The sequence below is a fragment of the Marinobacter sp. AN1 genome, from assembly GCF_026013985.1.
Lineage (GTDB): Bacteria > Pseudomonadota > Gammaproteobacteria > Pseudomonadales > Oleiphilaceae > Marinobacter > Marinobacter segnicrescens.
The window spans coordinates 1,547,742-1,571,419 of record NZ_CP110342.1; the positions used below are offsets into that span (position 1 = coordinate 1,547,742).

23 protein-coding genes are annotated in these 23,678 nt (G+C 59.7%); 19 read left to right on the plus strand and 4 right to left on the minus strand.

Translation table 11 applies throughout. The features are described from left to right. From LJ360_RS07110 to LJ360_RS07130, 5 genes are read left to right on the plus strand one after another with little or no spacing between them, the layout of a single operon-like run. Complete coding sequence (locus LJ360_RS07110; protein ID WP_091849042.1) at positions 1–660, plus strand: hypothetical protein; 660 nt, start codon at positions 1–3, stop codon at positions 658–660. 15 nt (positions 661–675) lie between these two features. Next, positions 676–1,650 (plus strand): threonine/serine dehydratase, encoded by a 975-nt coding sequence (locus tag LJ360_RS07115; RefSeq protein WP_264995690.1) that lies wholly within the window; start codon positions 676–678, stop codon positions 1,648–1,650. Continuing rightward, on the plus strand, positions 1,647–2,039 hold the full coding sequence (locus LJ360_RS07120; RefSeq protein WP_091849040.1) for a DUF2784 domain-containing protein: 393 nt from the start codon (positions 1,647–1,649) through the stop codon (positions 2,037–2,039). Before LJ360_RS07115 ends, LJ360_RS07120 begins: the two co-directional genes overlap by 4 nt. Positions 2,040–2,073: 34 nt before the next feature. Further along, positions 2,074–2,649, plus strand: a complete 576-nt coding sequence (gene thpR / locus LJ360_RS07125; protein ID WP_091849039.1) for an RNA 2',3'-cyclic phosphodiesterase — start codon at positions 2,074–2,076, stop codon at positions 2,647–2,649. A gap of 16 nt (positions 2,650–2,665) precedes the next feature. Continuing rightward, a complete protein-coding gene (locus LJ360_RS07130) occupies positions 2,666–3,046 on the plus strand; it encodes a thiol-disulfide oxidoreductase DCC family protein (protein WP_091849038.1) in 381 nt (126 codons plus the stop codon). A gap of 31 nt (positions 3,047–3,077) precedes the next feature. Here the strand turns inward: LJ360_RS07130 and LJ360_RS07135 are convergent, their stop codons facing one another. Beyond that, positions 3,078–4,217, minus strand: a complete 1,140-nt coding sequence (locus tag LJ360_RS07135; RefSeq protein ID WP_264995691.1) for an aminotransferase class V-fold PLP-dependent enzyme — start codon at positions 4,215–4,217, stop codon at positions 3,078–3,080. A 236-nt stretch (positions 4,218–4,453) separates the two neighbouring features. On the opposite strand from LJ360_RS07135, the gene LJ360_RS07140 reads away from it, so the two are divergent. The 10 genes from LJ360_RS07140 to LJ360_RS07185 all read left to right on the plus strand — a co-directional run bounded on the left by LJ360_RS07140 (position 4,454) and on the right by LJ360_RS07185 (position 15,056). Beyond that, entirely contained in the window at positions 4,454–5,218 is a 765-nt protein-coding gene (locus LJ360_RS07140) for a DUF1206 domain-containing protein (protein WP_264995692.1), read from the plus strand. Positions 5,219–5,360: 142 nt separating this feature from the next. Next, on the plus strand, positions 5,361–5,861 hold the full coding sequence (locus LJ360_RS07145) for a copper chaperone PCu(A)C (RefSeq protein WP_245742470.1): 501 nt from the start codon (positions 5,361–5,363) through the stop codon (positions 5,859–5,861). Positions 5,862–6,361: 500 nt separating this feature from the next. Next, positions 6,362–7,171, plus strand: a complete 810-nt coding sequence (locus tag LJ360_RS07150; RefSeq protein ID WP_091849034.1) for an SLBB domain-containing protein — start codon at positions 6,362–6,364, stop codon at positions 7,169–7,171. Between the two features lie 22 nt (positions 7,172–7,193). Next, complete coding sequence (locus tag LJ360_RS07155) at positions 7,194–8,561, plus strand: GNVR domain-containing protein (protein WP_264995693.1); 1,368 nt, start codon at positions 7,194–7,196, stop codon at positions 8,559–8,561. Continuing rightward, positions 8,558–9,439: a CpsD/CapB family tyrosine-protein kinase gene (locus LJ360_RS07160; protein ID WP_264995694.1), complete on the plus strand. Its 882-nt coding sequence runs from the start codon at positions 8,558–8,560 to the stop codon at positions 9,437–9,439. The genes LJ360_RS07155 and LJ360_RS07160 overlap by 4 nt, the downstream gene beginning before the upstream one ends. 77 nt (positions 9,440–9,516) lie before the next feature. Beyond that, positions 9,517–10,794 carry a polysaccharide biosynthesis protein GumE gene (locus LJ360_RS07165; RefSeq protein ID WP_264995695.1) on the plus strand — a complete coding sequence of 426 codons (1,278 nt, stop codon included), beginning with the start codon at positions 9,517–9,519 and terminating at the stop codon, positions 10,792–10,794. After that, positions 10,791–11,921 (plus strand): glycosyltransferase family 4 protein, encoded by a 1,131-nt coding sequence (locus LJ360_RS07170; RefSeq protein WP_264995696.1) that lies wholly within the window; start codon positions 10,791–10,793, stop codon positions 11,919–11,921. Before LJ360_RS07165 ends, LJ360_RS07170 begins: the two co-directional genes overlap by 4 nt. Next, the gene (locus tag LJ360_RS07175) at positions 11,918–13,042 is read left to right on the plus strand and encodes a glycoside hydrolase family 5 protein (protein ID WP_264995697.1); all 1,125 of its coding nucleotides are present in this window, start codon (positions 11,918–11,920) and stop codon (positions 13,040–13,042) included. Before LJ360_RS07170 ends, LJ360_RS07175 begins: the two co-directional genes overlap by 4 nt. 17 nt (positions 13,043–13,059) lie before the next feature. After that, on the plus strand, positions 13,060–14,274 hold the full coding sequence (locus LJ360_RS07180) for a glycosyltransferase (RefSeq protein WP_264995698.1): 1,215 nt from the start codon (positions 13,060–13,062) through the stop codon (positions 14,272–14,274). Between the two features lie 17 nt (positions 14,275–14,291). After that, positions 14,292–15,056 carry a WecB/TagA/CpsF family glycosyltransferase gene (locus LJ360_RS07185; protein WP_264995699.1) on the plus strand — a complete coding sequence of 255 codons (765 nt, stop codon included), beginning with the start codon at positions 14,292–14,294 and terminating at the stop codon, positions 15,054–15,056. A gap of 84 nt (positions 15,057–15,140) precedes the next feature. On the opposite strand, the gene LJ360_RS07190 is transcribed toward LJ360_RS07185, so the two are convergent. Beyond that, positions 15,141–15,911 carry a hypothetical protein gene (locus LJ360_RS07190; protein ID WP_264995700.1) on the minus strand — a complete coding sequence of 257 codons (771 nt, stop codon included), beginning with the start codon at positions 15,909–15,911 and terminating at the stop codon, positions 15,141–15,143. A gap of 131 nt (positions 15,912–16,042) precedes the next feature. Between LJ360_RS07190 and LJ360_RS07195 the strand changes: the two genes are divergently transcribed. The 3 genes from LJ360_RS07195 (at position 16,043) to LJ360_RS07205 (ending at position 18,816) form a co-directional block, all read left to right on the plus strand. Beyond that, positions 16,043–16,330 (plus strand): hypothetical protein, encoded by a 288-nt coding sequence (locus LJ360_RS07195; RefSeq protein WP_264995701.1) that lies wholly within the window; start codon positions 16,043–16,045, stop codon positions 16,328–16,330. A 424-nt stretch (positions 16,331–16,754) separates the two neighbouring features. Further along, positions 16,755–17,813, plus strand: a complete 1,059-nt coding sequence (gene murB / locus LJ360_RS07200; protein ID WP_091849331.1) for a UDP-N-acetylmuramate dehydrogenase — start codon at positions 16,755–16,757, stop codon at positions 17,811–17,813. A 10-nt stretch (positions 17,814–17,823) separates the two neighbouring features. Then, a complete protein-coding gene (locus LJ360_RS07205) occupies positions 17,824–18,816 on the plus strand; it encodes a glycosyltransferase (protein ID WP_091849027.1) in 993 nt (330 codons plus the stop codon). 133 nt (positions 18,817–18,949) lie between these two features. Here the strand turns inward: LJ360_RS07205 and LJ360_RS07210 are convergent, their stop codons facing one another. Then, positions 18,950–20,404: an undecaprenyl-phosphate glucose phosphotransferase gene (locus LJ360_RS07210; protein ID WP_264995702.1), complete on the minus strand. Its 1,455-nt coding sequence runs from the start codon at positions 20,402–20,404 to the stop codon at positions 18,950–18,952. A 557-nt stretch (positions 20,405–20,961) separates the two neighbouring features. On the opposite strand from LJ360_RS07210, the gene LJ360_RS07215 reads away from it, so the two are divergent. Continuing rightward, positions 20,962–22,038, plus strand: a complete 1,077-nt coding sequence (locus tag LJ360_RS07215) for an acyltransferase family protein (protein ID WP_264995703.1) — start codon at positions 20,962–20,964, stop codon at positions 22,036–22,038. Between the two features lie 156 nt (positions 22,039–22,194). On the opposite strand, the gene LJ360_RS07220 is transcribed toward LJ360_RS07215, so the two are convergent. Continuing rightward, positions 22,195–23,577: a sodium-dependent transporter gene (locus LJ360_RS07220; RefSeq protein ID WP_264995704.1), complete on the minus strand. Its 1,383-nt coding sequence runs from the start codon at positions 23,575–23,577 to the stop codon at positions 22,195–22,197. Between the last annotated feature and the right edge of the window lie 101 nt (positions 23,578–23,678).

The following is a 23,678-nucleotide window of genomic DNA, read 5'->3' on the forward strand; positions in this document are numbered from 1 at the left end:
GTGCGAATTCGCATTACCCATCAGAGAATCACCTTTTTCCTGCAGTTTATCCTTCTCCTTGAGGTGGTGGCTGCCATCTGGGCGGGACGCTGGTTTACCGGTTTTTTCACTGCCCTGATTATCGTGGTGACCTTCCTGCCGGTGCTGCTCGAGCGGCGGTTCCGGATACATATCCCCCCGGAACTGCAATTGCTGGCCATCGGCTTTGTTTTCGCCTCGCTGTTTCTCGGTGAGGTGAGAGACTATTACACCCGGTTCTGGTGGTGGGATATTGCCTTGCACACCAGTTCCGGCGTCCTGCTTGGCATCCTCGGATTCCTGCTTGTACATATCATGAACGAGGTGGAGCGGATCGAAGTCCACATGAAGCCCGGCTTCGTCGCCTTCTTCGCCTTTCTCTTCGCCCTTGGTATCGGTGCCCTGTGGGAAATCTTCGAATTCACCATGGATTCGCTGTTCGGCATGAATATGCAAAAGCCCATGCTGGGTGACCCTTCAGGACTCACTGATACCATGTGGGACCTGGTGGTGGATGCCCTCGGGGCGCTGATAATTTCCCTGCTGGGCTGGCGCTATCTGCGGGCCCCGGAAAAAGCCTCATTCCTGGAACGATGGATCGGTGAATTTGTCGAACGTAACCCGAGGTTTTTCAGGAAATAGAGCCAGGAGGCACCTATGGAACCGGCGGAACTCCCGGACTTTGACACCATCCGGCAAGCGGCTGAGCGACTTCGCGGCCGGGTGACCCGAACGCCGGTGTGGCACTCGGAAGACCTGGACCAGGCCACGGGCCAGAGGGTTCACCTGAAGTGCGAGAACCTTCAGCGCACCGGGAGCTTCAAACCCCGGGGAGCCCTCAACTGGGTACTGACCGCCTCTGGGAGCGAACTGGCCGGTGGCCTGGTCACTGTCTCTGCCGGAAACCACGCCATTGCGCTGGCCTGGGCGGCTGCCACGACGAAGACGCCACTCACGGTGGTCATGCCGGAAGGTTCCAGTGAGCTGAAGATCCGTCGGACCCGGGCGCTGGGGGCGGAAGTGATCGTCCATGGCCGCATTCAGCAGGCAGTCGAGCTTTGCCATGAGCTCGTCGCAACCCGCGGGCTGACCCTGGTTCACCCCTACAATGACCTGCGGGTGATGGCAGGGCAGGGTACCGTGGGGCTTGAATTATTGGATCAGTGCCCGGATATGCGCCGCATTGTCTGCCCGGTGGGCGGTGGTGGCCTCGTCTCCGGGCTGGGACTGGCGGTCAAGGCCTGTCGCCCGGATGTGGAAATTGTCGGGGTGGAACCGGTCGGGGCCGCCACCATGGGGCATGCCTGGCAATGTAATGATCCCGCTGCCAGCCTTGATAACGTCTCCACCTGGGCGTCGAGCCTGGCGCCGGCGGTGGTTGGAGAATATACCTGGCAGGCATCCCGGCAGGTGGTAGACCGGATGGTCACCGTCAGCGAAGCCGCCATTCGGGAAGCCACCCGGCTGTTGCTGACCGAGGCCCGGCTCTTTGTGGAACCCGGCGCCGCAGTCGGGCTCGCCGCGCTGTTGGAGCGTGCCGTTGAACCGGCACCCCAGGGCGGCGACATTCTGGTCATTACCGGAGGCAACCTTGACCTCGACCAGGTCAGCCAGTGCGAGGCCATCGCATGATTTGGCAGTGGCTGGCGGATGCCGTTCTGACGGTTCATGTGGGTATAGTGTTGTTTGTTGTGCTGGGCCTGGTCCTGGTACTTGTCGGTAATCGCCTTGGCTGGCCCTGGGTGAATGTCCTCTGGTTCCGGGTCGCGCACCTTGCAGCGATTGCCGTGGTGGTTGCCCAGGCTTGGCTGGGCGTCATCTGCCCGCTCACCACCCTTGAGGCCTGGTTACGCCGCCAGGCCGGACAGTCGGGCTATGAAGGCAGTTTTATAGAGTACTGGCTGCAGCAGGTGCTCTATTACGATGCACCCGCCTGGGTCTTTATAGCGTTATACACCGGGTTTGGCTTGTTGGTCGTTGTCAGTTGGTGGTGTTTTCCACCCCGGCGCCGGCCCCGCTGATACCGGCGAGCCAACCTCCGAACAGGAGCGAAACATGCCACGACTCTTCGTCGGGCTCGAGTTACCGAATACAACGGGCGAAGTCTTACTGGGCTGGCGCGAGGATATCGAGGGTGCGCGCTGGCAACGGCAGGATCAGTTGCACCTGACCCTGTGCTTTCTGGGGCAGGTTCAGCCCGAACAGGTTCCGGCGCTGTTCCGGGCGATGGAGAGCCCTGAAACAGATGATTTCTGTATTACACCGACCAGTGTGGGCTGTTTCGGCGATCCGGACCAGCCGCGGAGCCTGTGGGCGGGCGTGTTGCCGGAAGCGCCGGTTATCGGGTTGCACCAATGGGTATCCCGTCGCCTGGTCGAGCAGGGTTTTGGTGTGGGGTCTGGCAAATTCCGGCCCCATATCACGCTGGCCAGGTTTGGTCGTCATCAGGCCGGGTCTGCCCGGGATTTCCTGGCACAGCACAGATGCAGTTCCGCCCCGGAGGTGATGGTGCGACATGTCAGCCTGTTCCTGAGTAACACCGGCCCGGAAGGCTCCCGCTACCAGGTGTTGGCGAGATTCCCATTGAAAGAGGGCCTCGACGCCCCACATGCTCTGACAGGTCCCCAATAGCCGGAGGAGGTGTTTTATGGCCCCTACAGCAGAAACACTCCGGGTCTTCTACGACGGCTCATGCCCAAGCTGTATCCGTGATCGCCGGCAATACGAAAAGCTGGCAGGGCGAGCTGCCGGGAACGTGGAGTGGGTAGATATCACTGGCCGGGATGAGGAGCTGCAATCCCTGGGTATTCACCCGGATGACGCGCTGCAGGAATTGCATGTCCAGGACAGCAAAGGGCACATTCATCGGGAGCTGGACGCCTACATTCTGCTGATGTCCCGGGCACCGGTGCTCAAACCCCTGGCGTGGCTGATCGGGTTGCCCCTGATCCGCCCAGTACTGGCCAGGGCGTACCACGCCATGGTCACCCGGCGCCTGGAGCGAACCGGGCGCATGCCCGGTAAATAGTAACCCAGGCGCCGCTTGTAGTGGGCGGAGTTCAGAAGGCATCTTTTCCTATGGCAGCGAGGGCCTGGCGCAGGTTGTCCACCGTTCGATCGATATTATTGAGCTTTTCCAGGCCAAACAGGCCGACCCGGAAGCTCAGGAAGTTTTCCGGTTCGTCGCACATCAGGGGCACACCGGCAGCCGTTTGCAGACCCTGCTCCCGGAACAGGCGGGTGTTGTGGATGTCCGTATTTTCGGTGTGCAACACCACCACTCCCGGTGCTTCGAACCCCTCCGCCGCAACACTGCGGAACCCGGCGTCGGCAAAGACTGCCCGCACCTGTTGGCCAAGCTGCCATTGCCGGTCTTTCAACACATCAAAGCCGGTATTCTCTGTTTCGGCCATGGCGTCCCGCAGGATGGCCAGGGTGTCCGTGGGCATGGTGGCGTGGTAAGCGTGGCCACCGTCCTCGTAGGCCTGCATGATATTGCGCCATTTCTTGAGGTCAGCGGCAAAGCTGCTGCTGGTGGTCGCTTCCAGCTTCTCGAGTGCCCGACCGCTGAGAGCGATCAGGGCCGCGCAGGGGGAGGCACTCCAGCCTTTCTGGGGCGCAGTAATCAGCACATCAACGCCACAGGCCTTCATGTCGACCCAGAGCGCGCCGGAAGCCACGCAGTCCAGCACAAACAGCCCTCCCACACTGGATACCGCCTCGCCCACTGCCTTCAGGTAATCGTCCGGCAAAACCATCCCGGATGCGGTTTCCACGTGGGGTGCAAAGACCACCTCAGGCTTTTCTTGCTGAATCTGGCGAACGACCTCGTCGACAGGGGCGGGAGCCCAGGCCGGCTGGTGGCCCGGGGTTACGGGGCTGGCTTTGAGCACCGATGCGGATGACGGGATTCGTCCCATGTCGAAAATCTGGGACCAGCGATAGCTGAACCAGCCATTACGGAGGACCAGGCATCTGCGGTCATGGGCGAACTGACGGGCCACGGCCTCCATGCCAAAACTGCCCCCGCCGGGCACAACGACCGCACCCTCCGCGTTATAGGCCCGTTTGAGTGTGCCCGAGATATCCCGCATCACTTGCTGGAACACCGCAGACATGTGGTTGAGGGAGCGGTCATTGAACACGACGGAGTATTCCAGCAGCCCTTCCGGGTCTACCTGGGGAACCTGTCTGGACATGTTGCAAATCCTGTTTTGGGCAGCCATCGGCTGCCTGGCGTTGTTTGGCTGCTAATAATAACGAGGAAGGTATTTTCGCCTGTCACGCCCGGTTCCGCAAATCCGCCGGCATAACAGGAATTTCATCTATTGGGCTGGGGTGTGGAACCTTTAAGCCGCTACAGTACGGGGAGGGCAGGCAAGTGGCGTTTCCCTTGCCTGGATTGAAAGAGTCGCTACAGGGAAGCCGGGGCACCATGGAACATACCATCCAGATTCTTGCCCGTGCGGGCTATGCATCCCGTGGAGTTCTCTACCTGGTTGTTGGCCTGCTGGCACTGACGTCCGCTGTCGGTATGGGCGGGCAGACAACCAGTGCGCGAGGCGCCCTGGTGGAAATCCTGGAGCAACCCTTCGGGCGGATTCTGTTATTGCTGATGATAGCAGGCCTTGTCGGCTTCGCCCTCTGGCGCGCGATCCAGAGCCTTACTGATGCCGACCACCATGGCAGGGATCCAAAGGCGCTGGTCATCCGTGCCGGTCACCTGCTCAGCGCTGTGACACATGGCTTCCTCGCATACTGGGCGATCCGGCTGATGCTGGCCTCGCGAGAGGGTAGCAAGGGAGGACCTTTATCGGCTCTTGGCGAGGGCACCGCCACGCTGGTGATTGCCGCGGCGGGTGTATTATTGTCAGGCATTGGCGTGGCTCACATATTCAAGGGCTGGACCGCACGGTTCGAGCGTTACATGACCTTCCCCTCCAGCCATGAACCCTGGGCGCGGCACCTGTGTCGTTTCGGCCTGGTGGCACGGGGGGTGGTCTGGTGCATTGTGGCGGGTATGCTTATCCATTCCGCGGTACGGCTAAATTCCAGGGAAATCCAGGGCACCGGGGAAGCACTGGACTGGCTGGCGGGGTCGCCCTACGGGCAGTGGTTACTCGGTATTGTTGCGGCTGGCCTTGTGGCCTTTGGGGTATACAGCTGCCTGGAAGCCAGGTATCGGCATATCCGTTCCTGAGTAAGGGTAGAGGCTGGCCCTGGCGTAGGTGGCCCGAATCGGGGCGCGGCAATATACCGCAGGGATCGGGGTTGTATTTGGTGGTGGTTACGGAAAGACTGTCGACACTGTACCCCTTTTCAACCACCGGAATTGGATACCCATGACCCATAGAAAAGTCTCACTCCTTGCATCCGGCCTCACGGCTTTCTCCATGCTGGCGGCTCACTCCCTGCCAGTGCTGGCCGCGGAATATCAGCAGGGCGATGTCGCTATTGAACATCCCTGGTCCCGTCCAACGCCACCCGGTACGCCAGTGGGTGTAGGCTATATGACCATCCATAACCATGGTGACCAATCCGTTACCCTGGTGGCCGGTGAGACGCCTGTGGCAGGCCAGGTCTCAATCCACGAAACGGTCATGCACGATGGCCTGATGAAGATGCAGCCCCTGCCGGACGGGCTCACCGTTTCTGCCGGAGAAACCGTGGTACTCAAGCCCCATAGCTTTCACCTGATGCTGGAACAGCTGAAGCGTCCCCTGGCCGAGGGCGAGGAAGTGCCGCTGACACTGCAGTTCGAAGGTATGGAGCCTATGGAGATCATCCTGCAGGTTCAGCAGATGGATGCCATGCCATCGAAAATGGACCATTCTGACCACTGATCCACGGTTCTTCCCATTCGCACAGGTCGGGCAAGGTCGTTGTCCCGGCCTGAGGCCTCACTTGCCTGACGCCATTCCTGGCTATCCCGTTTTCCAGCCAGCGCTTCCCGTCTTTCGACAGATCCTGCCTGCACTGAACGGCACCTTTTTGCGGGTGTGGTATCACGACTTTCCCGCGCCTGTGATGACGATCTCATAACCTCACTGTCATGTTCTTTTTGTAGTCTTGAAAATGTCGATAATCCAGTGGGTTACGGGTCATTTGTTGCTATGTATCACTCATGACGACACGTTGATGCTGCTGTGAAGAGGTGCGCATAATACGCATCGAAACGGTGGCCCGGGAGCCTTGCAGGACATGGCATTCCGGGCGCCGGGTACACAAACCGTCAAATCTCGCCCGGGCGCTGTTCCCACAGGCCCAGCAATGGCATGGACAGTTCAGGCAGCGCCTGCGGGTTTGCCTGACATGCTGACGCTCCAACAAGGGATGGATTGGGATGATACAGAGCAATAGTTTCCGTAATACAGTCATTTTGCTGGTCATATGCCTGCTTTCCGCCGGCACCGTCTCCGCCCAGGAGGCTTACCAGATTGGTGTCGGCGACCGGGTCAGCGTTTCCGTCTACGGTCAGGAGGACATGGACACAGACACCGAGGTTGCTGCGGATGGCACCATCACCATGGCGCTGATCGGCCGCGTCGATGTCGAGGGTATGACGCCTCCGGAAGTCAGTCGATTGCTGGAATCCCGCCTTGAGAACGAAGGCTATCTCCGAAATGCCAATGTCAATGTGGTGGTGGAGGAGTACCGGAGCAATACCGTTTCGGTTCTCGGCCACGTTAACCAGCCCGGAAAGATCGCGCTGGAGGGTCCTACCACCCTGACCGAGGTGCTGGCGCTGGCCGGGGGTATCAACTCCGGAGGTGGCGAGCGCCTTGTGCTGATTCGAGATAGTGAAGGCGGGCAGCAGGAGCGCCACCAGTTCTACCTCTCCGAACTGCTTGACCAGAAGGCTGCTGATCAGCCAGCAGTGAGGGTGCGCAATGGCGATACCCTGTTTGTTCCCAAAGCCGAGCAGTTCTACGTTCACGGCCAGGTCCAGAAGCCAGGTACCTACACCCTCGACCGGTCCCTGAACGTGATGCAGGCCCTCTCTGTCAGCGGCGGCTTTAATCCCCGTGCCAGCACCAGGGGGGTGGTGCTGTACCGCAAGCAGCCGGATGGCACCGTCAAAACTCTGAAGGTGGATATGTCTGATCCGATTCGGGACGGTGACGTGCTGTTCGTCAAGGAAAGCCTGTTCTGATTCCGCTTTCAGGGAGAAAGGCATGAGCCTGAGCAGTCTGTTGAGAATACTGTTGGCCCGATGGTGGATCACCGCAGCGCTATTGGTGGTATGCGTTGGCGTCATGGCGGTGGTGTCCTTGCTTTTGCCCCGCACCTACGTTGCCTCCACCGAGCTGATTATGGAAGGCCAGGTGCAGGACCGGATGACCGGTGAGCTGGCGCCCGCCCGCTCAGGGTATATTGCTACCCAGGCAGAAATCGTGCGCAGCCGCAAGGTCGCCGGGCGAGTGTATGACTATCTGCCGGACGACATCCGGGCGATGGTCGATGCCCGGGCAAAGGAGGCCCACGACGGTGATGGCGAGGCGAGGCCTGCGGCATGGCTGGCCGGGTATGTTCGCCGTAATCTCAGCGTCGGCACCGAGAAGGGCAATAACGTCATGACCATCTCCCTGAGTGGAGAGGAGCCCGAACTGGCTGCCGGCGTGGTAAACAGCGTCGCGATCGCCTATATCGATACCAGCATCGAGCTGCGTACAGATCCCGCCCGACGCTTTTCCACCTGGTACCAGGAACAGTTGAAACTGCTGCGGGGAAACCTCCGGGAAGCCCGGGGGAAGCTATCGGACTTTCAGCAAAAGCACGGCATCGTTGGCCTGAATGAACAGCTGGACCTGGAGAATGCCCGCCTTGCGGAGCTTTCCTCCCGGCTGGTGGATGCCCAGGATCAGAGCACCCAGGACCAGCTTCGCCAGGGTAACGGAGACCGGGCGGTCAGCGTTCCGGACAACGCAGCGATTCAGAACCTCAGGGCTCAGCTTGCGGAAGCCGAGGCTGAGTTGAACGACATGTCAAACCGTTACGGGGAGCGACATCCTGAGTACCGGCGCCAGGCCGCCAGGGTCCAGTCCCTGCGCGAAAGCCTGGCCAGGGAACGCAGTATTGCTGCCAATAGCCTCGAATCCACGGCCAACGTCTCCCAGAGTCGCCTGGAAGAGTTGCAGCAGGCTTTCGACGACCAGAAACAGCGGGTGCTGGCCCTGAAGGAACAGCGCGATGAGCTGGACCTGCTTCAGCAGGAAGTGCAGATGGCCCAGGAAGCCTATAACGCCGCTTCTGGCCGGGCCCAGGCCAACACCCTGGAAAGCCGGCTGGCTGAAACCAATGTCACCGTGCTCAACGAAGCCGTGCCGCCAAGCATGCCGACGTCGCCCAACGTCAAACTCAACCTGGTGATTGCAACTGCTCTGGGGTTGTTGCTCGGTGTGGCACTGTCACTGATCCTTGAATTGACCAATCGACGAGTCAGAAGCCGGTCGGATATCGAAGAAACCCTTGGCCTGCCGGTACTCGCCTATTTGCCGGATACGCCTGGCAGCTGGCGGCAACGTGAGGCACAGACAATATGAGTGAAGTAGCGCTTCCCCTGTTCAGGGATAACTCTCACATTCCGGACCAGACCGACCTGATGGGCCGTCTGATGGTTCAGAAGGGGCTGATTCACAGCGATGACCTGGACCGGATCCTGATCCTGCAGAAGCAGAGAGGTATCCGTTTCGGGGAAGCGGCGCAATCGCTGGGACTGGTTACTGCAGAAGATGTAAAGGCGGTTCTTGCGGAACAGTTCGCCTACCCGGTGGTGGCCAGGCCTGCGAGCGAGGTCAGCCTGCACCCCAGGCTGATCGCCGCCTACCAGCCAGCACACCCCCGTGTGGAGGCGCTGAGGAGCTTGCGCAGTGAGCTTATGCTCCGGTACTTCAACCAGCCGGACAACAAGGTTCTGGCTATTGTCGGAGTCGATAGCGAGGCCGGGATCCGGGACCTGGCTACCAACCTGGCTGTAGTGATTGCCCAGACAGGTGCACGCACCCTGCTTATTGACGGCAACCTGCGGGACCCCTGTCTCCATGAATGGTTCGGGCTGCCCAACCTGAGGGGGTTGTCTGATGCGCTTGCAGGCCGCTCCTCCGCGATTCCCAGGCACTGTCCTCCTCTGGATACCCTTTGGTTGCTTAATGGCGGCACTGTGGCACCCAATCCCCAGGAATTGCTGGCCCACAAGCGCTACCAGAACCTGATTACCCAGCTCGTGGCCAAGTTTGATGCTGTGATCATCAATACCCCGGTTCTGGGTGCCAACCTTGACGCCCAACTGGTGGCTGCCCGTTCCGGCGCAGCGCTGATGGTGGCCAGGGAGAACCATACTTCCCTGCGAAGCCTCGATAAGGCCAGCCATCGCTTGAGAGACCTGGGAGTTGCAGTCACTGGAGTGGCGCTCTCTCACTGACACGTCCGGCCCGGTATCCTGGAAGGTACCGGGGTGGTTTATGTGGCGCCTGTCCGGTGCCGAAGGCGGGAAGGACCATGCCAGCAGAAACCCCGGCCCAGCACCTGGCTCTGAGGCCCCTGACCATCGCGATTGTGGTGGGAGCCGTGATTTACCAGGTGGTGCTTTGCCTTATCAATACCCATCTTTTTCCGGCTTCCCGCGCCTTGGTCGGGCTGGCTGAGGCGATGTTGATGCTGGCCTGTCTGCCGCTGCTGCTGCCCAGGTTGCTGCCCGGTGTGGTGATCCTGGTCGCGTTGACCGGTGCCACGTTGTGCCTGCTGGCCCTGTTCAAGGGCGGTTTGGACATGAAGGGCTTCCGGGATGTGCTGATCCCCATGTGGTTCTTCTGGCTGGGTCGTAATGTCGGTGACATCCGCCTGGCGGACCGTACCCTGAAAATCGCCATTGCTGTGGTTGTAGTGGTGGGTTTCTACGAGTTGTTCGCCCTCGACAGCTTCACCAGCATGCTGGACATTTTCGGCTACTACGTAAATATCGGGAGTCTGGAGCCTATCACCGAGTATGAGCGTGAAAGCCGGCTGCAAATGAACGGCATCCGGCCGGAAGACATGGGGCGCACGCTGTTACCCTGGCTGCTGGATAATCACCGGGTGTCCTCGGTTTTCCTGGAACCGGTGTCGCTGGGTAACTTTGCGACCCTGGTGGTGGCCTGGGGGCTAAGCAAGGACGCCTCCGAGAAATTCCTGATGTGGCAGTTCTGCGCGGCCGGCGTGGTGATGATGGTCCTGGCGGACTCCCGGTTTGCGTTGCTGTCAGTCGCACTTCTGGTGGTTGTCCGCCTGCTGTTCAGGGGCTGGATGCTTTACCTGCCGGCCATTATGCCGTTCTGCATCATGGCCGGGCTGGTGGCGCTCGGGCTGTTTGGCTCTGTTGCTTACAGTGACACCTTCGTTGGCCGCCTGGTCAGCAGTGCCTGGGGGCTGCTGAGCTTTGATACCCGAATGTTGCTGGGCGCGGACAGCGGCGCCTGGTTCCCGGATCAGGGTTATGCCTACGTGCTCTCGACGTTTGGGGTTGTGCTTGCTCTGGGCTTCTGGCTGGTGATCTGGCTGATGCGTGTGCCTGACGAACGGGCAGCGAGGTTCCGCTGTTTTGCATCGGTCTATATATCACTGATCCTCACGGTTAGCGGAACATCACTGTTCGCCATGAAAACGTCCGCGCTGCTCTGGTTCCTGTTCGGCGTGGTACTGGCTGATCCGGCGCGGTTACCGGTTCCAAGGCATCTGAGGGCGGACTGGTCCGGCTGGGGCGGACGCCTGGGCATTCATCGCAGGGAGGCCGACGCATGAGCGTCAACGTTGTTCACGTCATCCGGCAGTACTACCCATCGGTTGGTGGCATGGAAGATGTAGTCAGGAACATCGCTGCGTGCCAGCTCTCTACGGGTGGGCAGACCGCTTCGATTGTCACCCTGGACCGGCTGTTTCGAAACTCGGATCAGCGACTGGAACGGCAGGATGTGGTGGCCGATGTGCCGGTTACTCGCCTGCCTTACCGGGGTTCCAGTCGCTACCCTCTGTGTCCATCTGTCTTGCAGGCGGTGCGCGAGGCGGACGTGGTACACGTTCACGGTGTGGATTTTTTCTTCGATTACCTGGCGCTGACCAGGCTGGCCCATCGACGCCCCCTGGTGGTCTCGACCCACGGTGGCTTTTTCCATACCGAGTTCGCCAGCCGGCTCAAGGATATCTGGTTTAACACCATTACCCGGATGTCGTCGCGGGCCTATGACAAGGTGGTCGCTACCAGCGAGAACGATGGTCGCCGGTTCCGCGAGATCATCCCGGACAGTCGTCTGGAGGTGATCGAAAACGGTGTGAATACGGAAAAGTATGCTGACCAGGCAAGTCAGGAGCCGAACCGTACCCTGATTTATTTCGGGCGCTGGTCCTCCAACAAGGGACTGCTGGAAGCGCTCGACCTGCTCCAGGTTCTGAGAGAGAGGGATTCGCGGTGGCGACTTATTGTTGCCGGACGCGAGTACGATTTCAGTATCGAAACACTGAACCAGGAAATCCGTCGGCGCCAGCTGATAGAGGGTGCCGTTACGCTGGAAGCGAGCCCCTCCGACGAAAGGCTGGGGGAACTGATGGGGCAGGCGGCCTGGTTCCTCTGCCTGTCACGTCATGAGGGGTTCGGGCTTGCGGCAATCGAAGCCATGAGTGCGGGGCTGACTCCGGTTCTCTCCGATATTCCACCATTCCGTAAGTTAACCGATGCCTCTGAAGTGGGGTTATCAGGCGAGGCAGGCGATCCACGGGCGCTAGCGGACCGCTTACGGCGATTACATGACGAGGGTCCGGAGGCCTATCAGAACAGGCGGTCACGGGCCATAACCTTTGCCCGCGGGTACAGCTGGCCACAGATTGCCGATCGGTACATTCAACTCTACGAGTCCCTGGGAGGATCTTCATGACTCAACCCGGTACTACGGTCCCTGTCCGCAGGGGCCGCTACGGACGAACGTCATGGCGAGCTGTGATGGCTGGCATTGCCGGCCTGGTCATGGCAACCGGTGCCTCCGCCGTGTGCCTGGGTGAAGCGCCCCTGCGAGGCGTGAACCTGTCCGGCGCGGAGTTCAACAGCAAACAGTTGCCCGGCGAAATGTTCCGCCATTACACCTATCCGTCAGCCGGAGACTTCCAGTACTTCGCAGAGAAAGGGGCGAACCTGGTTCGTTTGCCGATCCGCTGGGAGCGGGTTCAGCGCGAGCTCCGGAGTGAGCTGGATGGCGGGGAACTGGCCCAGATTCGCAAGGCGGTCAGTCGCGCCCGCAATAACGGCCAGTGCCTGCTCCTTGACCTGCACAACTACGCGGCATGGCACGGCAATGTTCTGGGCGAGGGGCGCGTCACCACGGGGGACCTCATCGATGTCTGGCAGCGTCTGGCACGGGCGCTGGACGATCCGGACCATGTGGCCCTGGGACTGATGAACGAGCCCTTCCGTATGGACATTGCTGACTGGGCGAAAACGGCACAGGACACGCTGTATGCACTGCGGGAGCATGGCTCCGAACACCTGGTCGTGGTATCCGGAGGGCGTTGGAGCGGTGTCCATGAATGGTTCAAGGTGCGCACGGGGACGACCAATGCCGATGCCTTTGCCGGGCTGGAGGATCCGCTCGACCGAACCGTACTGGAGGTTCACCAGTACCTGAACGAAGGCTACTCCGGCACCCGTCAGGACTGCCTGCCGCCAGAACATTTCGACGGCATGTTCGAAAAACTATCCCGCTGGGCGGATGAAAACGATCAACAGTTATTGCTGGGCGAATTCGGCTCGCCCCCTCGGGAGGAGTGCCTGGCGTCCCTGGAGCGGATCCTGCACCTCAGCAATGATCCCTCGACCTGGCGGGGTTGGGCGTACTGGGCCGCCGGGGCCTGGTGGGGCGATTATTTTCTTACCGTTCACCCGGACGATGGCCAGGACCGTCCACAGATGTCGGTGTTGGAAGTGTTCTTCAGAGACTGGTCATGCGCCGACGTGAAGAACGGTCAGTGCCCGGAGCCTCCGGAAGACCTGGCGGTGGACTAAGGAAGGAATGGAACGCAATGGAACCAGCAATCAGACAGGTTTTGCGGCAAGGCGACAGTGAGTCTCCATCAGATCGTACGGCAGGCACCCGGACAACAGGTGATAGCAGGATCGGAGCGGGCCTGCGGTACCTGTTGCTTTCAGCTCACGATTACCGTTCTCCGCGCAAGGCCAACATCCACTTTATCGCCAGGGAGCTGTCAAAACGGGGGCCGACCCGGTTCTTTTCACTTCGTTACAGCCTGCTTTCACGTCGGACCGGTGACCCAAGGCTGTCCCTGGATCGCCAGGCCAACCGCATCGAAACGCGGGATGGTGTGGAATGCTATCTCTGGAAAACCCCGATACATCCTTTCAACACCCGCAGGCCCGCCCTGCGTGCCCTGGAAGATCTCATGTATCGGGGCTACGTCGCCCTGGCGAGCCGGGTGTTGAGAACCTGGCTGGCGGAGGCAGACGTGGTGGTGTTCGAAAGCGGTGTCGCACCGGTCTTCTTTGACCTTGCGCGGCAGATCAATCCCCGGGTGCAGACTATCTACATAGCCTCTGACGATCTCGATACGATTAACGTGGCGGAATACGTCAAGGCGGCTTTCAATCGTGCAGCGCCTGACATGACGACGATCCGCATTCCATCCCGGGCCTTGCTGCCGGGGATACCATCGCGGGACAACGTGGTGCTGGTACCCCATGGTATCGACCACAAACTGGCAGAAACGTCCGCCGCTTCCCCCTACCGGGACGCCCTGAATGCGGTATCGGTGGGTTCCATGCTGTTTGATCCCGGTTTCTTTGCCGAAGCTTCGCACCGCTTTCCGAACGTGCATTTTCATATCATCGGATGTGGGCAGCCCCATCACCCGTCCTACGGCTCTAATGTCACCGTGTACGATGAAATGCCCCATGAGGAAACCGTCCGTTACATTCGCCATGCGGACATCGGCATAGCACCCTACCGCTCAGAGTCCGTACCTGGGTACCTGGCTGATACCTCCATGAAGTTGATCCAGTATGACTTCCTTGCAGTGCCAGCTGTGTGCCCACATTCGGTAACAGGCGATTATGCCAGTCGCTTCGGGTATACCCCTGGAGATGGCGTGTCTGTTGAACAGGCCATAACCCGGGCGCTGAATGCCCCCCGGGAAGCCTCCCGGCGCCACCTCAGCTGGTCGGAGGTTACGGACCGTATTCTTGAACCATCAGCTTTCCCGGACACCGAGGTTTTCAAATGACGGGTTGTGAAACGCCCATGCGCGGTCCCACCTTGCCACTGGCGGGTTACCCCGTGGCCGCGCTGAGAACGGAGCAGTTAAAGGCTACGCTTATCCGCGACCTGGAATCGGGTCAGCGGCGTATGCTGTTCTTTGTAAACACCAACTTTGTCAATCAGTGCGACCATCTTCGTGCCCAGCTTCTGGAGCCTGAGGTCATACTCGTCAACGATGGCGTGGGGATGGACATTGCCAGCTATCTCATCCACCGACGCCGCTATCCGGACAACCTCAATGGCACAGACTTTGTGCCAGCACTGCTTGATGCCATCGTCGAGCACCACCAGCAATCCGGCCGTGAAGGAGAGGTGCCGGCCGTCTTTCTGTTGGGGGCAGGACCAGGTGTCGCCGAGCGGGCAGGGCGGGTATTGGCTCAGCGAGGTGTCCCGGTGGTTGGGGTGCTTGATGGTTACGGTGACTCCGCTGATAACCGTCGGGTTGTGGACTCCATCAATGCCAGCGGTGCGGACATCGTGCTGGTTGCCACCGGCAATCCGCGCCAGGAAACGTGGATTCTCGAAAACGCGCCTGATCTTGGGGCCCGGCTTTTTATCGGCGTCGGAGCGCTGCTGGACTTTCTTGCGGGGGAAAAACCCCGGGCGCCGGAGATGGTTCGCACCCTGAGAATGGAATGGCTTTACCGGTTAAGTCTGGAGCCAAGGCGGTTGGTACGACGGTACACCGTTGATATCGGCCGTTTCCTCGTTCGTTGTGTGCGTGAGCGATCTGCCGCCAGCGTATAGGCTGGCCACGAGACCATTGGGCACTGTGAAGTCAGGGTGGCCAGGATAGTGCCACCCTGGGGGTTGTGGTTCCGTGGGTATTGATCAGAGTGTCAGGTCCAGGCCGAGGGAAACGATGCTGGCGTCAAACTCCCGTTCGTCAAGGGGGGAGCTGCGATCCAGCCAGACCGTGCGGAGGTTGAGCTCCAGTGTGTCGGTGGCCTGGTAGCGGGCGGTCAAAGGGGTGAACTTGTGGATTCGCTCACTGCGTGCGTCCCGCTGGGGGTTGGCATCGAACTCATAGTGCAGCCACGCATAACCAGTACCCAGGAGAATCTTCGGCGTTGCCTGCCATTCCAGGTCCAGGTAGAACCGCTGGATCTCGGAGGCGCTGTCCGAGGTTTCGCCGATGGCTGGCTCAGTGTACTCGAAGCCGGTGGTTACATGGGTCTTGTAGGTCGCGGCCCAACGGCCCTCGAGCAGGGCGTAGCCACCCGTACCGTCGTTGGCTTCGCCGTCCCGGTCGAACATACCCAGGCGGGACTCCAGTTGGGTTTTGGGACTGACGACCCAGTTGGTTTCGAATTCGACGGTGGTGTAGTCGAAATCCAGGTCACCACTCTCCGGAATATCTTCAGGGCGGACCCGGTCCTGGTGAGGATATTCCCTTTGGCCGTTGATAACCTTCAGGCCAATGGTCGAGCCCCGGGCGCTGGTGTAGCGGGTGCCTACCGACGCTTCCTCGTCAGTGTAGTCCAGTGCTTCCTGGCTGTCGTTGGAATGCGCCTGGTCAAGGCGGCGCAGAGTCAGCGGAAACGACCAGTTGTTGCCTGGTGTGATGACAAGACCGCCAGTGGTTTCTTCCTCGGTGACCACGTCCTTGTCCTCGAATTCGGCCCGGTCAACCAGGCGTTCGCGGCGGCTCCATGACAGGTGTGGCTTGAACGCGTTACCAATGGTCCCCTTCCAGGCGCGCCGCCACCCCAGGTGGTGGTATCAAAGTTATCGTGCTCGTCGTGTTCGTAACGGGTGGCACCGGCGCTGAGCGTAAAGCGCTGGCGGCTGAGTTCCTGGTTGATACGGACTCCAGCGTTCGCTGTGCTGATCTGTTCAGGGTCGTCATCGGGCACCCGATCGTAATTGCTGTCCCAGGTGTGCCCGATGCCGGCATTAAACCTGAACCGGTCTGGCTGCTCGACTTCCTGTGCCATGGCAGCAGCGGACATGCCCAGAAGGCTTATGGCAAGCGTCAGGGGGACTGGCCGCAAGCAGGCGCCGTTGGCACGCCAGGGTAGATCGTAAAAGGGGAATGAATAATGCATCCGTGTGCCCTTTGTGAGAGTCCTTTGTATAGCTGACGTTCTGGCGAGGTGAAGAACCTTGCCTGCCCTGCAGGCTTGCACGATTTCCGCCGCCGGGCCGACGGCTGGGAGCTTCGGCGCCGTACCTGCCCGGATCGCCAGGATGTTGATTTCACTGCTACAAAACGGTACCGGAACAGGGCGGCTATTGAAAGGCGTTGCCGCCGCTTGAGAGTTACCGTTTGGTGCCGTATCGGTTAATTAATCGTCATGCCGAGGAGCCCGAATGCAACGGGCAGTGCAGGTATAGTTAGTCTCAGTTGAAACCGGAGGGGGCTGCGCTGTCTCTGAATCCATAAGTTGCGCTGCCCGCTGAATACACGCACAGCTGGAGGTGTATCCACAGATGGAAGGAATCATGAAACCGGAACCGGTCGCAGGGGAAGGCAGTGGCGAGCTGCAGCGTGATCTCGAAGCGCTTGTCCCCGGAGGCGTCTATCGCGACGTTCCGCTTTCCCGGGTGAGCCGGTGGCGGGTAGGTGGACCGGCCAGGCTGGTCGTCGCTCCGGGCACTATCTCCCAGGTGCAGCGAGTGATGGCCTATGTCTCCAGTCGAGGGCTGCCGTATGTCGTGCTGGGGTCTTCCACCAACCTCCTGTTTGCCGATGAAGGGCTGGAGGTGCTTGCCATACATATCGGTGCCAGGCTTGGTGGGTTCCGGGTGGAGGGTGCGCGGGTCTGGAGCGAAGCGGGCATCTGGGTGCCTGCCTTTGCGCGACAGCTCGCCCGGGCCGGGCTGTCGGGAGCTGAGCATACCTGTGGTATCCCCGGTACCCTGGGGGGGCTGATCTGCATGAACGGTGGAAGTCAGCGCAAGGGCATTGGTGACCGGGTGATCGACGTCACCTCCGTCACGAAAACTGGTGAGAAGCGGGTTCGTACCCGCGAAGAGTGTGGCTTTCAATACCGACGGTCGATCTTCCAGGGACTGGGGGAAATCATCGTCGGGGCCCGTTTCCGGTTTGTGGCCGGACCGTCACCCTCATCGGTCCGAAAGGAAATGCTGACCATCCTTGGTGAGCGCCGACGAAAGTTTCCTCGCAAGGTTCCGAATTGCGGTTCGGTATTCGTCAGTAACCCGGCGATGTATGCTCAATATGGCCCACCCGGTGCTGTGATCGAGCGTTGTGGTCTCAAGGGTATGCGACTGGGGGGCGCCATGATATCTCCTTTGCATGCTAATTTTATTGTTAACCAGGACCAGGCAAGGGCGGCTGACATCCTTACGCTGATTGGCGTGGCCCGGCGAACCGTGCGGGAAAGGACCGGCTACGATATGGCGGCTGAGGTGTGCTACGTGTCACCTATCGGCGAAATTACCCCGGCACACCTCAAGGCCGAGGCGCTCTGCGTACCGGAAAGTGTTTCTGAAGTTAACGGGGCAGACCCGAAACCGGTGCCCGGATTGAATCAGTAAGGAGGCAGTAATGACCAGGGTGTCAGTGGTATCGGTATTCTACAATCGGGCGGGTCTGGTAGATGAGTCGGTTGCCAGCCTTAAACAACAGTCTCTGGGAGACTGTGAAATTCTGCTGGTGGATGACGGCTCCACCGATAATACCCTGGAGCGCCTGCGTACCCATGAGAATGAGAAGACAAGGGTTATATCCGGCACCAACCGTGGCCTTGTCGGGGCGCTGAATAACGCCATCGCCCAGGCCCGGGGTAGCTATATCGCCATTCATGGCAGTGGAGACCTGTCGCTTCCGGAGCGTCTGGAGCGACAGGCCGAGATTCTGGATCAGCGTCCGGATGTGGGCGTGGTTGGGTGCCGGTCAGAGGTGGTGACCCTGCAGAGCACGCGTCCTCCGCACCTTGTAAAGCAGCCTTTTGATGGCGATGCCCGGGAGGTCATCCTGGACTGGAACCCGTTCCATCACGGAGAAGTCATGTTCCGAAAGGCTTTATTCGAGGAAGTCGGAGGCTACCGTCCCTTCTTTGTCTGCGCCCAGGACCGGGATCTGTGGTGCCGAATGAGTCACCACTGCCGCTTCCTGGTACTTGAAGATGTGCTTTACCGGAAGTACGCCAAGGTGCCCGGGTCGGTGGCGGCTGATCCGGCACGGCTAATGCTTCAGCGCCACCTGTCTGACTTTGCGTTGTATTGCCACCGTGAACGGCTGGCAGGACGGCCAGATCCACTGGAACAATTCGGCGAGCAGGGAGCATTGTTCCGTCCCCCCAGCCGAGAGTTGGCGAAGGATATGTGCATTATTGGCAGTCGCTACGCGGCGGACGGTAACCTCGAGGCCGCCCGGACTTGCTTCAGGCGAGCCAGGGATGAGAGTGGTTACCTGCCGGCGCGGCTGCTGCTTGCTGCAGCCACACTGACGCCCGGTATCCTTCTGGGGGCGGGAGAAGTCTGGCGAAGACTGCTGAGGCTGGTTCAAAAAGCCAGGTGGTCCGAAGCCCGAAGGTAAGTTTCGGGTGACCCGGTCAATCAATTGGGTGGTACGGATTGACGCTTGAAACTCCGGTTTCTGCAAAAGCCCGACAGTGCTGTGCAGAGGGTGCTGCATAGCGCTACCGGGGCCAGGTGCGAGGATCGAAAGATCAGTAGGCCTGCTGTCCGACAAATCCTCGGAAAGCGGTCCACCAGAGAATCTTGATATCCAGCCACAGGGACCAGTTACGGATGTATTCCAGGTCGTAGGCAATCCGCCCCACCATCTTGTCCATGGTTTCCGTTTCGCCCCGGAAACCGTTTACCTGCGCCAGCCCCGTGATACCGGGCTTTACCTTGTGGCGCAACATATAGCCCTGGATATGGTTGCGGTAGAACTCGTTGTGGGCAACGGCGTGGGGTCTTGGGCCGATGAGTGACATGCTGCCACCAAGTACGTTGAATAGTTGCGGCAATTCATCCAGGGATGTGCGGCGTAGCATGGCGCCGAACGGCGTGATCCGTGGATCATCCCGGGTGGCCTGGGGGACGTTCTCACCATCTTCGCAGACTTTCATCGATCGGAATTTCCAGACCCTGATCTTTTCACCGCGGACTCCGTAACGGGACTGCTTGAAGAAGACCGGGCCCTTTGAATCCATTCTGACACCGATAGCGATGGCAATCATGGGGATTGCCACGATAGCAAGTATTGCCAGACTGGCTGCCAGGTCGAAAGCCCGCTTGGTCCATGCCTGGTCCGCCAGGGGCGAATCATAGATGCTCACCGCCGGAATACCCTGAATTCCGGTGAGCCGGGAGTGGAGGAGGTCAAAGCTGAATACGTCGGGAATCAGATAGGCAGAGACCGTGGTATCGGCAAGGTCCTGTACCAGTTCCCGGACCCGGCGTTCGGCCGCCATGGGCAGGGTGATGAACACCATATCGATCTCGCCGTTGCGGGCTGCCTGCTTGAGTTGTTCCAGGTTGCCCTCAACCCGGACCTGGTCATCGCCCAGTCGGCGGCTCCCGTCGTCCGTGACTCCACGGTCATCGTAGTAGCCGGCGATCTGATAGCCCATCCAGGGCAGGTTCCCGATGGCTGCGGTGAGTCTCTGGCTGAGTGAGGTCGCCCCGACGATCCCGATGCGTCGCTGCGACGACTGCTGCCGGAATCGGGCCAGCACGAACCGGCGCAGCCAATGACAGGAAATAATGGTGATGGGGGTCAGGGTAAGCCAGAGCGCTACCGCCCTGATATTGATGCTTGCGAGCAATTCCATGGCGACAGCGAACGCACCGAGTACCAGCGCGGTGCCGGCCCAGGCCATTGTCAACCGGTGTGCCAGGGCAGGTGTCGAAAAGCCCTGCCAGAGATGGTAGACCTCGTTGCTCTCCGCGAAGAACACGAAGGCAATGATGGCAAGTACCCCCAGCCAGGTGTAGGTATGGCTCCAGGGGGTGTCCCATGGTTGCAGTGTGCCCCACAGCACGCAGATCACCAGCAGGCTGTCGAAAGCACGAAAGAAGGCGAGAATGTTGGAGCGATGCAGGCGTATCGAGGCAGTGGTTCCGGACGCAGGAGGCAGTACCGCAGCCTTTTGCTCCTTCTGATGACTTCCCATAAATCCCTCCGTGAAATTCCCTGAGTGACCGGTCAGGACCGGGTGGTGCACATCGCAGGCGTGGCAGTGAACTACGAATATTAAACACGCCATAGGGACACCCCGGAATCTGATCGGGTTTGGTCCGCGGATTCTAAAAGACTTTATCGAAGAAAAGACATGTATATGATGTAGGTATAAATATGTTCTATTAGATGTGGTGCGCTGGAATTACGCATGTATTTCAACGTTGCGCGGTGTTCTGGCGTCGGCTATCGCTGCGATAAAGGTGCAATTAAGTTTATTTAACAAACTGTTTTTAATGAAAAAGTCAGGAAACATAAATAAACAGGAAAGAAAAATTTCATGGTATTTTAATGTAGTGGTTTTATGGGCGGGTTAAATTGCATAATTATTCATAACGGGCGTGATGATTCCAGGTTCAGGGGTTTGTGGAATCGAGTACTGGGTTTTTATTTGATATGTAGTTTATATATACAAAGCCCCCGTTTTCTTCGAGGTGCATGTCTTCAGGATGAGCATGCACTGAAACGACCGGCGGAAAGGAGGAAAAGGCAATGGAGGGAAGTCCTGTCGACCAGTGTCGGCATTCACCAGCGGAGTTGCCGGCGTTGCCGCGCAGACACCAACGTGCTGACTGGATCGATATCGCCAAGGGGGTGAGTATCACCCTGGTCGTGTTCTGGCATGTGGCAGGTCCGTTGGTGCCCTTCAACGAGGCGTTGATCTTTCTGCGGATGCCACTGTTCTTCTTCCTCGCAGGGCTTTTTCTCCGAGGCGTCTTCCTCCAGCCATCAGGTGACAAATTTGTCTTCAAGTTCGTGAATTTTGTCTACCTGTTCGTGCTCTGGTCTGCACTGGTGTTTTTCTCCACGACGGTTCCGCAGGCACTGATTAATGGAGAAACCGTCAGTCTCGCCCCGTTGCTGCGGATCTTCATCGAGCCGCCACAAACCCTCTGGTTTATCTATGCGCTATTGATTGCCGTCACCTTGTTAATGGTCCTCCGGAGGGTGCCGCTTGGGGTGATACTGGCCTTCAGCGTGGTGATCTACGCGCTGTTGTCAGCCGATGGAAACTGGCGGAGCCTACCGTTTCCTGAGCGGGTCATGTTGCTGTTTCCGTTTATTGTGATGGGGGTGTTCGCCCTGGAGTTTATTGAAGGCACACTGATGCGCAGGGTGGGTCTCTGGCCGCCCATGCTGGCCGGTTTTCTGCTGGCTAGCTGGAGCGTTTACGACTCGCCCCTGGCGGCAGTCGGTCCAGTTACCTTTCTGCTCAGTGTATGGGGGATAACCTCGGTAACCATGCTGGCCGGCTGGCTGGCACACAGGCAGCGTATCGGGGGGCGTGGCTGGGCCTTTGTTGGCCGGCACTCCCTCCAGGTCTACGTTCTGCACCGCATCGTCCAGTTTTACCTGCTGGCGGTTCTTGCGCGTCTGGGATTGCAGCCCTCAGCGGAAGCCGGTCTCTGGTACACCGGATTCTATCTGGTGTCGGGCGGTGTCGTGGTGGCTCTGAGCGTACTGGTAGGATGGGCGCTGGCACGACAGCCCCTGTTCAGTCCGTTGTTTGAAGTGCCCTGGGTCAAAACCCTGCAGTCCCGCCGGTCTGCCAGCGCGGTAACCCGGTGACGCGGTTTGTGGGCAAACCGACAACGTCCGTAACTGTCTTAAGTTGCGACTATCTGGGTCTGGGCAGGTAAAAGGCCGGCCCCGCCGCAAACCTGGAATCGGCGGGGCCGGCAAAAGGCCACCGGGAGCAGCCTCAAGCGTCACTCATCCTGCGGGTCAGATGAGGTTGTACAGGAATACGACAGCAATGCCGGCCGGGGTCAGATAACGCAGTACGAGCATAAAGGCGTTGTAGCTTGCTCCCTGCAGGCCGATATCCTCTGCCAGTCCTTCCCGCTTCATGGCCCAGCCTGCGAACAGGGCAATGGCAAGCCCGCCCAGGGGCATCATCAGGTTCGATACCAGGAAGTCCAGCAGGTCAAAGACAGTCTTGCCTTCAAAGAACGGGATAAAGCCCAGTGGGTGGACGCCTTCCCAGACGTTGAACGACAGCACAGTGCCGATTCCGATAAACCAGATCGCCAGGCCCCCGCCAAGAGCGCTTTTGGTGCGGCTGATGCCCTTGTGTTCTTCCAGCCACTCCACCACCGGCTCCAGCATGGAAATGGCGGAGGTAATGGCGGCCACCAGCAGCAGGGCGAAGAATATGGTGCCGAAGATGGCGCCGCCGCTCATCTGACCGAAGGCCAGCGGCAAGGTGACGAAGATGAGACCGGGACCTGCGCCGGGCTCGAGGCCGTTGGCGAACACCAGCGGGAAGATGGCCAGGCCGGCGAGCAGGGCAACGCTGGTGTCCAGTACGCCGATGGTGATGGCAGTACGGGTGATGTTGATGTCCTTTGGCAGGTAGGAACCATAGGCCATCAGCACGCCGATGCCGATACTGAGGGTGAAGGCTGCGTGGCCCAGGGCAGTCAGTACGCCGGCGGTGGTGAGCTTGCTGAAGTCCGGTGAGAACATGAAGCTGACGGCCTGGCCGAAGCTGCCGCTGTTCATGGCGTAGATGACCATCACGATCAGTAGTACAAACAGCAGCGGCATGAGCATGTTGACCGCTTTTTCCAGGCCGGAGCGGATGCCGCGCCCGACGATGAAGATCACGATGGCCATGAACAGGGAGTGCCACAGCAGGAGCTCCCAGGGGTTGGAGAGCAGGGTGCCGAACTGGCCGCCGATAGCTTCGGCGTCAGCGCCAGTGAACAGGCCGGCAGCGGCCTTGCCGATATAGACCAGGGCCCAGCCGCCGATGACGGCGTAGAAGGAGAGCACCAGGAAGGAGGCGATGACGCCGTTCCAGCCGATGGCCCGCCAGCCCCTGGCGGTGCCTTCTGTCTGGGTGAGGGTTCGCATGGTGGCCACGGGGCTCTGGCCGCCGCGGCGGCCGATCATGGTTTCGGCGATCAGGACGGGTACGCCGATGAGGAAGATGCACGCCAGGTAGATGAGTACGAAGGCGCCGCCGCCGTTTTCGCCGGTAATGTAGGGAAACTTCCAGATGTTACCCAGGCCGACGGCGGAGCCTGCCGCGGCGAGGATGAAGGCCATTCGGGAGGACCAGAGGTTGTTGGCCTGCTGGTGTGGTTGGGTGGTTTGGGTCATTGGGTTCTCCGCTTACTTGTTTTTGTCGGAAGTTTTTTGCCGGTAGCTTTTTAAGACCACGCCTTTGGGTCCGTGCTGGCAGCAGGGCCGGGGTGATTTTC

Bases quoted from the DNA above. Each gene is read 5' to 3' on its own strand.
- LJ360_RS07115 (WP_264995690.1), top strand. From the start codon at position 676: ATGGAACCGGCGGAACTCCCGGACTTTGACACCATCCGGCAAGCGGCT.
- LJ360_RS07120 (WP_091849040.1), top strand. From the start codon at position 1,647: ATGATTTGGCAGTGGCTGGCGGATGCCGTTCTGACGGTTCATGTGGGT.
- thpR (WP_091849039.1), top strand. From the start codon at position 2,074: ATGCCACGACTCTTCGTCGGGCTCGAGTTACCGAATACAACGGGCGAA.
- LJ360_RS07130 (WP_091849038.1), top strand. From the start codon at position 2,666: ATGGCCCCTACAGCAGAAACACTCCGGGTCTTCTACGACGGCTCATGC.
- LJ360_RS07135 (WP_264995691.1), bottom strand. From the start codon at position 4,217: ATGTCCAGACAGGTTCCCCAGGTAGACCCGGAAGGGCTGCTGGAATAC.
- LJ360_RS07140 (WP_264995692.1), top strand. From the start codon at position 4,454: ATGGAACATACCATCCAGATTCTTGCCCGTGCGGGCTATGCATCCCGT.
- LJ360_RS07145 (WP_245742470.1), top strand. From the start codon at position 5,361: ATGACCCATAGAAAAGTCTCACTCCTTGCATCCGGCCTCACGGCTTTC.
- LJ360_RS07150 (WP_091849034.1), top strand. From the start codon at position 6,362: ATGATACAGAGCAATAGTTTCCGTAATACAGTCATTTTGCTGGTCATA.
- LJ360_RS07155 (WP_264995693.1), top strand. From the start codon at position 7,194: ATGAGCCTGAGCAGTCTGTTGAGAATACTGTTGGCCCGATGGTGGATC.
- LJ360_RS07160 (WP_264995694.1), top strand. From the start codon at position 8,558: ATGAGTGAAGTAGCGCTTCCCCTGTTCAGGGATAACTCTCACATTCCG.
- LJ360_RS07165 (WP_264995695.1), top strand. From the start codon at position 9,517: ATGCCAGCAGAAACCCCGGCCCAGCACCTGGCTCTGAGGCCCCTGACC.
- LJ360_RS07170 (WP_264995696.1), top strand. From the start codon at position 10,791: ATGAGCGTCAACGTTGTTCACGTCATCCGGCAGTACTACCCATCGGTT.
- LJ360_RS07175 (WP_264995697.1), top strand. From the start codon at position 11,918: ATGACTCAACCCGGTACTACGGTCCCTGTCCGCAGGGGCCGCTACGGA.
- LJ360_RS07180 (WP_264995698.1), top strand. From the start codon at position 13,060: ATGGAACCAGCAATCAGACAGGTTTTGCGGCAAGGCGACAGTGAGTCT.
- LJ360_RS07185 (WP_264995699.1), top strand. From the start codon at position 14,292: ATGCGCGGTCCCACCTTGCCACTGGCGGGTTACCCCGTGGCCGCGCTG.
- murB (WP_091849331.1), top strand. From the start codon at position 16,755: ATGAAACCGGAACCGGTCGCAGGGGAAGGCAGTGGCGAGCTGCAGCGT.
- LJ360_RS07205 (WP_091849027.1), top strand. From the start codon at position 17,824: ATGACCAGGGTGTCAGTGGTATCGGTATTCTACAATCGGGCGGGTCTG.
- LJ360_RS07210 (WP_264995702.1), bottom strand. From the start codon at position 20,404: ATGGGAAGTCATCAGAAGGAGCAAAAGGCTGCGGTACTGCCTCCTGCG.
- LJ360_RS07215 (WP_264995703.1), top strand. From the start codon at position 20,962: ATGGAGGGAAGTCCTGTCGACCAGTGTCGGCATTCACCAGCGGAGTTG.
- LJ360_RS07220 (WP_264995704.1), bottom strand. From the start codon at position 23,577: ATGACCCAAACCACCCAACCACACCAGCAGGCCAACAACCTCTGGTCC.